Origin of the sequence: Rhodovastum atsumiense, assembly GCF_937425535.1 — a bacterium.
GTDB lineage: Bacteria > Pseudomonadota > Alphaproteobacteria > Acetobacterales > Acetobacteraceae > Rhodovastum > Rhodovastum atsumiense.
In genome coordinates, this window is the sequence record NZ_OW485601.1 from 3578096 (window position 1) to 3591521 (window position 13426).

Genomic DNA, 13426 nt, shown 5'->3' on the forward strand with positions numbered 1-13426 from the left:
GGATGGTGCCGGTATCCCTGGCGGACTACGCCACCACGACGTCGCGAACCGTCAGGGTCTGGTCGGGCAGCGCCGCCGCATATCCGCTGGCGTTGCTGCCCGTCGGATGCAGCACCAGGGTGGCGCTGTGCGCGCCCGGCGGCGCCGCGGCGCTGGCCATGATCCTGAGGCCTCCCCGCAACTCTTCCGCCTCGAGGCCGGCGAAGGAATTGGCCCCGTTCACCCGGATGCCAGGATTTTCCGCCACCGAGAAATTGCCCGACAGCAGGTCCGACGGCCCGGCCGCGGCATTGGCCACTGCCAGCGAGACCAGCTTGTCGGTATCGCCCACATGCAGCGTGCCAAGATCGAGCGTCCAGGCGTTCCCGCTGTGGCTCAGCCGGCCCGGACCGGACTGCGCGATGAAGGCGGGGGCGGCATGGTTCAGCACCTTGCCGGTGATCGGCAGCGTCTGGCCGCCGTCGAAGTAGCGTCCACCGTCGATTTTCACGCCGGCCCCGTAGGCGATGTGGACCGCCTGTCCCCGCAGCGGGCCTGCGGTGGTGGCATGCAGGATGATCGGGTAGCGCGCGAGGCCGCCGCGTCCGTTGATGGTGAAGTCCTGCGCGATGGTCCCGGCGCCGCTCAGCCGCGGGTCGGTGACGGAACCGCCATGTGCCGCGCTCTGGACCGCCCCGTACAGTTCGGGGCCGGCGTTGCCGGACCCGTTCTCGATCCCGAAGCCCTTGAGCACCGTCTCCCCGACATGGACGGTGCCGAAATCGATCGTGGTCATGACATCCGGCCAGGGCAGGGGGCCGGTCAGGGGGGTCACGATGGGTTCCGGCTGGTCCGTGAAGGGCGGCAGGAAGTCGCCGCTGCCGCTGATCCCGGCGGCGGCATCGAAGCTGTTGCCGCTGCCCGCATTGCGGTTGACCGGCCCCCAGATCGAGTTCAAGGCCAGGTCGGGCTCGCCCAGGTCCAGCCGTCCGCCAGGCCGGCTGCCGGCCGGTCCCTGCAGGGTCAGGCTCTCGAAGCGCCCCGCGGTATCGTCGTTCCCCCGGGGCGGCAGGGCGGTGCGTCGGGAGATGTCCAGCACGCTGCCGGGGCCGATCACTATGTCGCCGCCCCTGCCCAGTTTCGCTCCGCGGATGGTCAGGCGGCCGCCGTCGATGACGGCCATTCTGCCCACGACGTGGCTGTCCTGGGGGGTGCCGCGCAGCGTCACCCGTGCGCCCTTGTCCACGAGCAGCGAGGCGCGGTTGACGGCACCCGTGACCTCGGCCGTGCCGCCGGCGAACCAGGCGATGTCGTTGGCGCCCGGTGCCTGCCTCGCCATCCCATGGGTGCGGATGTCCTGCCAATTGGCCGGGTCGTTGAAGGCCCCATGGGTGCCGCCGGTCCAGACATAGATGGCGCCGGAGGAATTGGTGAGGGGCAGGTGCGGCTCCAGCCTGCCTCCGAGGCCCAGGGCACCGCCACCGGCGGATTGCGGCAACCGGGCGCGTTCGCTGCCCAGTCCTGCGGCATTCGCCGTCGTGCCGCCGGTCTGGGGCAGGGTGTAGGTTGTCCCCGTACGGGCGTCGCTGTAGCTGTGCACGCGCACCTGGCCGGGGGCGATCCGGTCAAAGGCGACGACATCCGTGATCAGGTAGCTGCCCTGGCCGGTGGGGATGACCTTGCCTGGCTGGTAGCCGTAGCGCCCGTCATCGCCGACCTCTCCCTCATAGGAATTGCCGTCCGGGTAGGTGAAAATGAAGCCATAGACCCGTGAGTGGGCCGACAGCGGCGTGGATGGGCCGAAGCTGACATCCGGCAGGAACAGGGGGCGGTCCCGTTCAGACCCGAGTCCGGCGGTGCCCGATGGGCTTTGCCCGCTCTGCCCGCCAATGGTCTCCAAGGTCCTGGCGGCGGCGGCTCTGAAATAGGATGTTACCTGCACCGTGCCGACGGCGGCGCCGGCATCGGCGGGCGTGCTGGCCCCGATGGTGTAGGTGCCATCCTTGCCGGCGATGGTCCGGCCAGTCCGCAACCCTTGGCTGCCGTCGTCGATCACCGACCCGAAATAGCTGTCGCCGCTGGTCCTGTATGAATAGACAAACTGAAATTGTTGTTTCGTGACTGGGGTCGGCATGGTGATTTCACCGCATCATCTATGTTTGCGATGAAATCCATATTAAGAATCATTTTTGGTATTTTCTTTAACTGAAAATTCCATGGCGGGATTGTGACCCTGGGCGCCTGCGATCCCCCAAAGGCGGTCTCACGGGCGGCCTCAGGTGGCCTGCCGGCGCACCTCGCCGAGGAAGCGCGCGACTTCCTCGCGCAGGTTCCGCGCCGACTCCGAGAGCTGGTTCGAGGTGTCGAGCACCGAGGACGAGGCCTGCTCGACCTTCCCGGACACCTCGCGCAACTGCCCGGCGCCGGTCGAGACGATGTCGGTGGCGCTGGCGGCGCTGGTGATGTTGCCGGCGATCTCGCGGGTCGCCGCCCCCTGCTGCTCGACTGCCGCGGCGATCGAGGAGGAGATGCCGTCCACCTGCCGCACGGTGGCGGAGATCGCCTCGACCGCCGTCACCGCCCGTCCGGTCGCGGCCTGGATGCGCTCGATCTCGGCGCGGATCTGCTCGGTGGCACGGGTGGTCTGGGCGGCGAGGGTCTTCACCTCGCCGGCCACCACGGCGAAGCCGCGGCCGGCTTCGCCGGCGCGGGCGGCCTCGATGGTGGCGTTCAGCGCCAGCAGGTTGGTCTGGCCGGCGATGGTGGTGATCAGGCCGACCACCTCGCCGATCTGCCCCGCCGCGCCGGCCAGCTCGTGCATCAGGGCGGAGGTGGCCGTCACCTGGGAGGAGGCGCCGCGGGCCGAACCGGCGGCCTCGGTGACGCGGCGGGCGATTTCCTGGATCGAGGCGGAAAGCTGCTCGGTGGCGGCGGCCACGGTCTGCACCGAGGACGCGGCCTGGCCGGCGCCGCTGCCCACCGTCTCGGCCTGGGTGCGCGCGGCGCCGGCCGCGCCGGTAAGGTCCCCGGCGGCGCCGTGCAGGCTGACCGCCTGGCGGGACACGTCGTCGACGACCGTGCCGACCGATTGCTGCAGGGCGTCGGCGAGCCGGGTGAGGGTGGCGGCGCGCTCGCGCTCGGCGGTCGCCTTGAGCGTGGCCTGCTCCGCGCGGAGGTGGTCGGCCGCGGCCAGGGTCTCGCGCACCACGCCGAGCGCGCGCGCCATCTCCCCCACTTCGTCGCCGCGCCCGGTCATGGCGACCGCGCTGGCGTGATCGCCGGCGGCCAGTGCCGCCAGCCGGTCGCGCAGCGCCCGCATCGAGCCGGCGACATCGGCGCCGAGCCACCAGGCGACGCCGCCGGCAATCACCAGGGCCCCCAGGATCACGGTCGCGACGCTCCAGAGATAGGCGTGGAAGGCGGCGCTGAGGTCGTCGATGTAGACGCCGCTGCCGACGAAGATGCCCCAGGGCGCGAAGCCCTGGGCGAAGCCGAGCTTCGCGGCGGGGGGGGCGCCGGGCTTGCGGGGGAACCAGTATTCCGTGACGCCGCCGCCCGGCTGCGCGGCGGCGGCGGCCAGGTTCTGGATCAGGGGCGTGCCGTTGACGTCGCGCAGGGCCCAGCGGTTCTGGCCCTGCACGCGCGGGTCGTTGCCGAGGGCCACGATCACGCCCTCCGTCGTATAGGCGAACAGATAGTCGTCGCCATCGTAGCGGAGCGTATAAATTTGCTTGCGGAACTGCTCCAGCGCCGCGTCGCGGCTGAGCCGCCCGGCCGAGACCTCGGCTTCCAGCTGCCCGGCCATGCCGAGCGTGACCGAGACCAGGGCGCGCAGCTTGCCGACCCGGTCCATGATCATGCGATCATAGGTTTTCTGGGCCGCGCCCACCAGGCAGACCGTGAGGATCAGCAGGAAAAGGCCAATCAGCAGGAGAAACTTGGTTCTGATGCGGCGATTCCGAACAATATTGAACATAAATCCGTCCGATGTATGCCATATGTTAACTGATAACCGCGGCTCATCATCCCTGCGGTCGTGGCCAAAATATCCCGTTGATTAATTTGCATGACATGACTTCAACTTTATCTTTTGTCATGAAATATGTGACTTTGTTTGAGCGGCTCACCGGGTGAGCGTCACCTCGTCCAGGGCGGCCCGCACCGCCCGGGCCAGGTCGCGCCGGTCATAGGGCTTGCGCAGCAGGTTCTGCCGCTCCTGCCGTGGCAGGCCCGAGGCATGGCCGGTGGTGAACAGGATCTTCAACCCGGGCCGCAGCCGCCGTGCCGTGCGTGCCAGCCTGGTGCCGCTCATGCCATCGGGCAGGACGATGTCGGTGAACAACAGGTCGACCGCCTCGCCGGCGCGCAGGATGGCCAGCGCCGCCGGCCCGCTCGCCGCGGTGAGCACGCGGTAGCCCAGGGCGGCGAGCTGGCGGCGCACCACCTCCATCAGGGTCTGGTTGTCGTCGACCAGCAGGATGGTCTCGCTGCCGCGGGGATCGGGGGCCGCCACGGGGGGCGCCGCGGCCTGCGCCACCGCCTCTTCCGGGGCGCGCGGCAAGTACAGCCGGACCGTGGTGCCGGCGCCGACGACGCTGTCGAGGTCGAGATGCCCGCCCGACTGCTTGGCGAAGCCGTAGACCATGCTGAGGCCGAGCCCGGACCCGGCCGAGGGCGGCTTGGTGGTGAAGAACGGCTCGATGGCGCGCCGCATCACCTCCTTCGGCATGCCGGTGCCGGTATCGGCCAGCGCCAGCATCACGTAGTCGCCTTCGGTGACTTCGAAGGCCGCCGCCCGCCTGGCGTCCAGATGCGCGTTGACGACCTCGATGCCCAGCCGGCCGCCCTGCGGCATCGCGTCGCGGGCATTGAGCGCGAGGTTGAGCAGGGCGTCGCCGATCTGCGAGGGATCGGCACTGGTGAACCACAGATCGCCTGCCTGGCGCGCCTCGATGCGGATCGCCTCGCCGAGCGTCCGGCGCAACAGCTCCACATGGTCCTGCAGCAGGGCGCCCAGGTCGACGCGCTGCGGCCGCAGCGGCTGGTTGCGCGACACCGCGAGCAGGCGGCGCGTCAGCACCGATCCGCGCAGCGCGGTGCCGATGATCTCCCGCGCCAGCCCCTCCTGTTCGGGCTGGTCCTGCATCGTGTCCGCCAGCATTTCCGCGCAGCCGACGATGACGCCGAGCAGGTTGTTGAAGTCGTGCGCGATGCCACCGGAAAGCTGGCCCAGCGCCTTCATCTTTTCCGACTGGCGCAGCATCTCCTCGGTGCGCAGGCGCTCGGCGATCTGGCGCTTCAGCTCCCCGATCGTGGTCTCGAGCTGCGCGAAGGCCTCCTGCAGTTCCGCCTCGGCGCGCTGCCGGTCGCCGACCTCGCGTTCCAGCTCCTGGTTCAGCCGGGCGAGATCCTTCACGCGCGCCTGCAGGTGCTGCGCCATGGCGTTGAACGAGCGGGCCAGCGTGCCGATCTCGTCGTGGGAGCGCACGGTGGCGCGGGCGTTCAGCTCGCCGGCGGAGACTTGCCGCGCGGCGGTGAGGATGTCGCCGAGGCCCCGCTGGATGCCGCGGCTGACGGAGACGGCCAGCAACAGGCCGGTGGCCTCGACGGTCAGCGCGGTCAGCAGCAGCAGGCGGCGCAGCAGCCGCTCCAGCCAGAGGGAACCTTCGCCGAGGGTGAAGGAGAACGCGTCCTCGAACTGCGTGAGGTTCCGATTGATGTCGTAGATGGCGGCGAGGGTGGCGTTGATCCGGTCCTGGGACGGGTGGACGGAATTGATCTCCTGGTGCAGCTCCCGCGCCAGCGGCGGCAGTTGCAGGGCGATGCTCTGGGCGTCCCCCCAGACCCGGATCGCCTGCTCGATGTAGGACACGTTGCTGAACCTGGTGAACAGGTCGATCATCCCGTCGATGTCGTCGGGATGGTTCCGCCCCTCCAGGAAGCCCGCCCGCGCCGCCGCCATGTCCGGCCTGGACGAGAGCAGTTCCTGGCGGGCCGCGGCATCGCCCAGTGGCACCCGCATGAACCGCTCGAACAGCCGGTAATCCTCCTCGGTGCGCGAGGTGCCGTATTTGTGCAGGTGGAAGACGGCATCCTTCTGCGCCTTGGACCACAGGCCCTCGCCGCCGACATAGGCGCGCAGGGACGACAGCGTGCTCAGCGAGAACAGCAGCACGAACAGCTCGATGCCGATCAGCAGGGCCATGATGCCCACGGTGAAATAGAGCTTGCGGGCGATCGGGATGTCCCGGAACCACCGATACAGGGAGACATGGCTTTTCATCGGCATACGATCTGCATCATCCCGGTGCGCGCGACGTGTGCGTGGCCGATGCCTGCCGATACGTGAAATCCCGCCGGAATGGTCGGTCAGGACACGACGGGAGAGGCTGCTACCGAACTGAAACGCCCCTTTGACCCATGGCGGGAACGTGTCACGTTTGCCGGACGGTCCCAGCACGCGCCGTGTGACTGGCCGGATGCGCAAGTACTTTCGTTTGCCCCGGGGTGCGGCAAGCGGCACGCGGCTCCGATGAGCTTCACATTCCGGTAAGAAACGAAGTCATGATCATCGCGCCGGGGAAAGGCGATGGAGGTGATTGGAAAAGGGGCCCGCGACACCAGAGATCCGGAGCGTGCCAGCGACTGGCAGCAACCTGAAGGTGCTCTGGTGGCGTGACGGTACGCCAGGAAAGGAAATGCCGCCCGCCGTCTGTCCGCTCTAATGCCGCGGCGCGGTGGCGGCCGCGACCTGCGCGGCCAGTGCCTGGATCGGCACGGGCTTGCGAACGAGGGTGAAATTGTCCGCGGCGGCAAGCGTGGCGCGTTCGCCGGGATAGCCGGTCAGCAGGAAGCAGGGCAGGGTGGGCCGCAGCGCGCGTGCCTGCTGGATGGTCGCGACACCGTTCATGTCCGGCATCGACAGGTCGCAGACCATCGCGTCCACGGCCTTCTCTCCCCGCAGCAGCGCCAGTGCCTCCATGCCGTTGCCCGCGACCAGGGTCATGAAGCCCAAATCCTCGAGCTGCGCGGCCAGGGTTTCGCGGACCAGATCGTCGTCGTCCACCAGCAGGATCCGGGTCCGGGACGCGACCGGCTGCGGGGGGGCGGCATCGGATGGCCCGCGGTCGGCCTGGCGGAGCCACAGGGTCACCGTGGTCCCGGTGCCGGGCGTGCTGGTGATCGCCATGCCGCCGCCGGATTGCTCGGCGAATCCCTTCACCATGGGCAGCCCCAGGCCAGTGCCCCGGTCGACCGGCTTGGTGGTGAAGAACGGCTCGGCCACGTGCGAGAGCGTGGCCGCGTCCATGCCGGTGCCCGTGTCGGTGACGCTGATCCGCACATAGGCCCCCGGTGCAAGCCCGTTGGGATGGGCGCTGCCCTCGCTGACCTGTTCCACCGCCGCCGAGAGGGTCAGCGTGCCGCCGGTCTCCATGGCGTCGCGGGCATTGGTGCCAAGGTTGACCAGCGCCGTCTCGAGCTGGCCACGGTCCGCCAGCAGGGGGGGCACGTCGGGCGACACCCTGGTGCGGACCAGGATATGGCTGCCAAGCGTGTGCCCGAGGATTTCGCGCATGCTGTGGAGCAGCTCGGCGGTGGCGATCGCTTCGGCGTGCAATTCGCCGCGGCGGGCGAAGGACAACAGGCGCTGGGTGATCGAACTGCCCCGCGTGGCGGCGTCGAGGGCCATGCGGGCGAAGCGGAGGGTCCGGTTGTGATTGTCCGGATTCGACTCGATCAGGGTCGCGGCCCCGGAGACGGCCTGCAGGATGTTGTTGAAGTCATGCGCGATGCCGGCGGCCAGTTGCCCGAGCGCCTGGACCTTCTGGGCCTGGTGGAACAGCGCCTCGGCGCGTTCGCGCTCGACGATCTCGTTGAGGAGGCGCGCATCGGCCTCGCGCAGGGCGGCTTCGGTGCGCTTTTGCTCCGTCAGGTCGGTCAGGATCCCGCACAGCATGTGCGTGCCGCCGTCACTGAACCCGGTGAGGGAGAGGTGGACGGGAACGGTGCTTCCCTCGGCCGGCTGCAATCGCAGTTCCACGCGCCCGCCGTCCTGTTGCAGCAGTTGCGCGAGCCTGTCCTGGTCATCGGTGGCGATCATGGCATGCAGGTTGCTGCCGATGACCTTCTCCAGCGGCAGCCGCAGCAGCGCGGCCATGCGGGTGTTGGCATAGAGAACGATGCCTTCTTGCGTCAGCGTCACCGTGCCCTCGCCGATCTGCTCGATCAGCTGGCGATAGGGGCGGTCCTCGGTCTCCAGCGTGTAGATCCTGGGGGCGCCCGTCGCCTCGACGATGATGGCGTCCACGTCGCCCGAGCGGATTGCCGCGATGGTTTCCCGCGCCTTGCCAAGCTCCGCCTCGACCTCGTCGAGCCGCCGCTGCAGGGTGGCGACGGCGTCGGGGGGATCGCCGGTGGCACCGTTGCCGCGCTCCGCCATGAACTCTCCTGTCCGGTCCATCAATCGGGTGATTCCGGATTCGGGATGATCTCCAGCCCGGCCAGCACGCGATCGCTGTCCGAAAGGTCGCCGATCATCCGGCGCAGCGGCTCGGGCAACAGCCTGATCAGCGTCGGCACCGCCACGACCTGATTTTCCCTGAGTCCCTGCGGGTCCTGGTAGATGTCGATGACCTCCAGCTCGTACTGGTTCTTCAGGTGGGTCTCGCAGATGTGCCGTATGTTGACGATGGCGCGGGCCGAGCGTGCGGCCCGCCCGCTCACATAGAGGCGCAGGACATAGCGTGACGAGGCCGGATCGGGTGGGATGGCGCTTGCCATCTCACATCGTCCCCGGACGCAGGTCCAGGCCGACGAGAAGGCGTTCGGTGTTGGCAAGGTTGCCGATCAGTTGCTTGATCGGCGGCGGCAGGCGACGCACCAGTGTCGGCACGGCGACGATCTGGTCGCCGGCGGCGAGTTGGGGGTGCTCCAGCAGGTCGATCACCTCGATGCGATAGTGGCTGCCCAGATGCTGCTCGCACACCGCCTTCAGGTTGGCCAGCGCCATGACCGAGCGCCTGGTCTGGCCGGCGACATAGAGCCGCAGGATGGTGATCGTGTCGTCATCGCCAGCCATCCCGGCCGTTTGAGCGTTGTCAGTCCCAGGCGCCGGAGGGCGATGCGGTCCGGTGTCGCTCATGGTCTGTCCCCTCGCTGGTTGGCCATCGCCACCCGGTCGGTCGCCAGGTCCTGCCCGCGTGTGACTTCCTGTTTATCCATGCGGACAAGATTTTCTTTTAATTCTTCAATTTCCAGTTGCAGATCGGCGATCTGGCGTTCGAGGGCGGTGCGGCGTCGGGCGATTCCGCGGCGCCGGCGGTCCAGCTCCTGGTCATGCTGACGTGCCGCGTTCCGCTCCACCGCCTCCTGCGCCAGCCGGGCCGATCCGGTCAGCACGCCGGCCGGGCCGAGATAGGGGGCCACCAGATGGATGCCCTGGTCGGTCAGCAGGAACTCGCGGATCTGGTTGGAGTTCTTCATGCCCCGCGCCTTCAGCACATAGAGGGCGCGGTTGCGTTCGCCGTTGTTGGGAATGTTGCTCAGCGACAGCCAGGTGTCGATCAACGAGGAGATGCACTGCCTGGTGTTGTTCGCCTCGGTCTCGTCGGTCACCAGGTTGGTCATCAGGGTCGTGATTCCTTGCGCCTTCAGCATGTCGATCAGCCGCAGCAGCATCGCGTGCAGGTCGGCCGGGTCGCCGCGCAGGCTGGAGGTCGGGTCGAGCACCACCACATCCGGCCGGATGCGCTCGATATCGCACTGGATGCGCACGAGGTGCATCTCCAGGCCGTACAGGGTGGGGCGCGCCGCTTCCAGGAGCAGCAGGCCGTTCTCCAGCCATGGGACGAGGTCGATACCGATCGCGCGCATGTTGCGCAGGATCTGCCGGGGCGCTTCCTCGTAGGCGAAATAGATGCAGTGCTCGCCGCGGCGACACGCCGCATCGACGAAGTGGGCCGCCAGGCTGGTCTTGCCGGTTCCGGCCGCGCCGGACACCAGCACGCTCGAGCCGCGGAAGAAGCCTCCGCCGAGCATCGCGTCCAGGCCCGCCACCCCACTTGGCACCTTCTGCTCCGATGCCGGGTGATCCAGCATCGCCGAGGTGACCGGCAGCACCTGGATGCCGTTGGCGTCGATCAGGAACGGATACTCGTCCGCGCCGTGCGCCGAGCCGCGGTATTTCACGACGCGCAGGCGGCGGGTGGTGACCTGGTTGCTGACCCGGTTGTCGAGCAGGATGACGCAGTCCGAGACATATTCCTCGAGCCCGTGGCGGGTCAGCTCGCCCTTTCCCTGCTCGGCGGTGATCACCGCGGTGACGCCCTGCTCCTTCAGCCAGGCGAACAGGCGCCGCAGTTCCGATCGCAGGATGGCGGTGTTTCCCAGCCCGGCGAACAGCGTCTCGATCGTGTCCAGGACCACCCGGCGCGCGTCGACGGAGCGGATGGCGTAGCCAAGCCGGACGAACAGGCCTTCCAGGTCGTAATCGCCGTTTTCCTCGATCTCGCTGCGCTCCAGCACAACGTGATCCATGACCAGCTTGCCGCTGCTGATGAGGGCGGGGATATCGACGCCGAGCGAGGTCACGTTCTTGGCGAGGTCCGCGCTGGTTTCCTCGAAGCTCATGAACACGCCGGGTTCGTTGAACATGGTCACGCCGTTGACCAGGAAGGTCATGGCGAACAGGGTCTTGCCCGATCCCGCGCGTCCGCATACCAGCGACGGCCGGCCCGTCGGCAGGCCGCCGAAGGTGAGTTCATCGAAGCCCCTGATGCCGGTCGGCGTCTTGGCAAGGCCGGCCTTCGTGACGGCCGGGATGAATTGTTCCAGGTTACGCTCGTTCATGGGACCGGTCCCTGCCTCGGTCATGACCATCGTCACGGCTTCCCCCACCCGCGCCTGGCCCCGGTGGCTGGTCCGGGCCGGTTGCCGGAAGGGACCGCCCTGTCGCTGAGGCCGCGGCTGCCCGCGCGCAGGATCCGGGCCGGCCTGGTGGTCATGGTCCGTCCGCTCTGACAGGCCTGCGGGCGGAGCGTGACAAGAAGGCGCGAAGCCAGTCCTGTGGTGATCGCTGTTTCCATCCTGTTGTGCCAATCTAAAATATCAAGGGGTGTGCATTATAAAACCTGGACGCCATGGGGAGTGCAGGCAACAGGTTGATGATATGTTAATAAATTAAAAGCTAGATTAGTTCTTTAAGAAGATTACTTGATGGCCTAAATATTTACAAATCAATTTATTAATTGCCAATGTGCGGCTCAGTGGGTGCCAAAGATATTAGGTACGAATTTGGATATTTTTATAATAACCAAATAACAGATTGGGTAGGGGCGCAATTGGCCCCTGTGCCTGCGGGCCGGCAATGTTCTGCCCGCTGTCCTGGCCAGGGCATGCCTACGTCCGGCTGCGCCCCTTGCGGCGTGTCGATCAGACGGGCGAAGGCCCGGGCAGCGCCTCGGGGCGCCGCACCGCATCGATGAAGGCCCGCAACGCCGGCGCCATCTGGCGCTGCCGCGGATAGCAGAGGAACAGGCCGGGGAAGGGGGCGGACCAGCGTTCCAGCAACGGCACCAGCCGGCCGGCGGCGATGTCGGCGCGCACCGTCTCCTCGACCGGGAAGCCGATGCCGATGCCCTGCCGCGTCGCCCGCAACGCGAGGTCCTTGTCGTTGACGATCAGCGGGCCGTCCACGGCGACTTCGAACCAGGTGCCGTCCTCATGGAATTCCCAGGCATAGGGGGCCGCATGGCCGGGCCAGCGCCAGCGGATGCAGCGGTGCTGCACCAGCTCGCGCGGATGCGCGGGACATCCGTGCGCCGCAAGATAGCCGGGGGTGGCAACCGCGACATGGCGCAGCTCCGGGCCGAGCCGCACCGCGATCATGTCGCGCTCGATCACCTCGCCGATGCGGATGGCGGCGTCGAAGCCGCCGGCCACCACGTCGACCACGGTGTCGTCGAGGGTGATGTCGAGCACCACATCCGGGCAGGCGGCAGTGAAGCCGGGCAGGATCGGCAGGATGTACCGCTCGGCCGCCGAGCGGAAGGCGTGCACGCGCACCGTCCCGGCCGGACGCTCGCGGCTGTGGCGCAGTTGCCCGATCGCCTCGCCGAGCTCCGACACCGCCGGCCGTACCCGCCGCAGCAGCGTCTCCCCCGCTTGCGTCAGCGCGACGTTGCGCGTGGTCCGGTGCAGCAACTGCACCCCCACCCGTTCCTCGAAGCCGCGCACGGTCTGGCTCAGCGCGGACGGAGAAACGCCGAGCAACTCCGCCGCGCGGCTGAAGCTGCGCAGCTCGGCCACCGCCACGAAGGCGCGCAACTGGTTGTAGTCGCTCGCGGGCAATAACGGGTCCATGCCGCGCCCTCAGCACTTTTCAGTCTGGCTTACAAGCCCTGTGAGAAATGCCGCCCTAATGAAGCAGGGGTAACAGGCGCATCTCCGGCACGAAAGGAGACCGCACATGACGACATGGTTCATCACCGGGATCTCGCGCGGGCTGGGGCTCGCTTTGGCGCGGGCGGTGCTGGCGCAGGGCGACAGCGTGATCGGCACGGTCCGCGCGGGCCGGCCCGAGATAACAACCGGCGCGGAGCGGCTGCAGGTCCTCACCCTCGACATGCTGGACGCGCCGGCGGTGCCGGCGGCGGTGGAGCGCGCCTTCGCGCTGGCGGGCGGGCGGATCGACGTCATCGTCAACAACGCCGGCTACGGCCTGCTTGGCGCCATCGAGCCGGCCACCGACGCGGAACTGGCGCGACTGTTCGAGGTCGATGTCTTCGCCCCGTTCCGCATCATCCGCGCCGCCCTGCCGCGGCTGCGGGCGCAGGGCTCGGGGCATATCATCAACATCACCTCGATCGCGGGACGGGCGCCGGGCGTCGGCTCCGGGCTGTACGCCGCGGCGAAATACGCGCTGGAGGGGCTGTCGGCGAGCCTCGCGCTGGAAGTGGGGCCGCTCGGCATCAAGGTGACGGCGGTGGCGCCGGGGGCGTTCCGCACCGATTTCCTCTCGGCGCACTCGATCCGGCACAGCGCGGCGGACGCGGCCTATGCCGACAGCGTCGGGCGCAGCGACGCGCATTTCACGGCGATGGCCGGGCGCCAGGCCGGTGATCCGGATCAGGCGGCGCAGGCGATCCTGGCCCTGGCGCGGGCCGAGGATCCGCCGCTGCACCTGCTGCTGGGCAGCGACGCGCTGCGTCGCTTCCGCGTGAAGCAGGAGACGATGGCGGCGGAGATCGAGGCGTGGCGGGAGGTGACCCTCGGGACGGACTACCCGGCCTGATCTTGGGGCGTTGCCCCAAACCCCACGTCGCGCGAAAGCGCGCTGCGCACGACGAGGCTTCGCCTCCTGGACCTCCACCAAGGGCAAAGCCCTTGGAACCCGCCGCGCAGCGCGAATGGGATCCAAGGGCCTTGTGGCCCGTCACGCGAAGGCGTG

General features: G+C 68.4%; 9 protein-coding genes. 1 reads left to right on the forward strand and 8 read right to left on the reverse strand.

Going from position 1 to position 13426, the window contains the following annotated elements:
• Positions 1-25: 25 nt before the first annotated feature.
• The 8 genes from NBY65_RS16265 to NBY65_RS16300 all read right to left on the reverse strand — a co-directional run bounded on the left by NBY65_RS16265 (position 26) and on the right by NBY65_RS16300 (position 12339).
• Positions 26-2113 carry a hypothetical protein gene (locus tag NBY65_RS16265; protein WP_150042150.1) on the reverse strand — a complete coding sequence of 696 codons (2088 nt, stop codon included), beginning with the start codon at positions 2111-2113 and terminating at the stop codon, positions 26-28.
• 141 nt (positions 2114-2254) lie between these two features.
• Positions 2255-3955 carry a methyl-accepting chemotaxis protein gene (locus NBY65_RS16270; RefSeq protein ID WP_150042149.1) on the reverse strand — a complete coding sequence of 567 codons (1701 nt, stop codon included), beginning with the start codon at positions 3953-3955 and terminating at the stop codon, positions 2255-2257.
• Between the two features lie 147 nt (positions 3956-4102).
• On the reverse strand, positions 4103-6268 hold the full coding sequence (locus NBY65_RS16275; RefSeq protein ID WP_150042148.1) for a hybrid sensor histidine kinase/response regulator: 2166 nt from the start codon (positions 6266-6268) through the stop codon (positions 4103-4105).
• Positions 6269-6700: 432 nt separating this feature from the next.
• Positions 6701-8440 (reverse strand): hybrid sensor histidine kinase/response regulator, encoded by a 1740-nt coding sequence (locus NBY65_RS16280; protein ID WP_150042147.1) that lies wholly within the window; start codon positions 8438-8440, stop codon positions 6701-6703.
• Positions 8440-8760, reverse strand: a complete 321-nt coding sequence (locus NBY65_RS16285; protein ID WP_150042146.1) for a circadian clock KaiB family protein — start codon at positions 8758-8760, stop codon at positions 8440-8442. Before NBY65_RS16285 ends, NBY65_RS16280 begins: the two co-directional genes overlap by 1 nt.
• A 1-nt stretch (position 8761) precedes the next feature.
• Entirely contained in the window at positions 8762-9121 is a 360-nt protein-coding gene (locus NBY65_RS16290; RefSeq protein WP_250265684.1) for a circadian clock KaiB family protein, read from the reverse strand.
• Complete coding sequence (kaiC, locus tag NBY65_RS16295) at positions 9118-10827, reverse strand: circadian clock protein KaiC (RefSeq protein WP_150042144.1); 1710 nt, start codon at positions 10825-10827, stop codon at positions 9118-9120. Before kaiC ends, NBY65_RS16290 begins: the two co-directional genes overlap by 4 nt.
• Before the next feature lie 582 nt (positions 10828-11409).
• On the reverse strand, positions 11410-12339 hold the full coding sequence (locus NBY65_RS16300; RefSeq protein ID WP_150042143.1) for a LysR family transcriptional regulator: 930 nt from the start codon (positions 12337-12339) through the stop codon (positions 11410-11412).
• Between the two features lie 106 nt (positions 12340-12445).
• Here NBY65_RS16300 and NBY65_RS16305 point away from each other — a divergent pair, with 106 nt between their 5' ends.
• Positions 12446-13270: an SDR family NAD(P)-dependent oxidoreductase gene (locus NBY65_RS16305; RefSeq protein WP_150042142.1), complete on the forward strand. Its 825-nt coding sequence runs from the start codon at positions 12446-12448 to the stop codon at positions 13268-13270.
• The last annotated feature ends 156 nt before the right edge of the window (positions 13271-13426 follow it).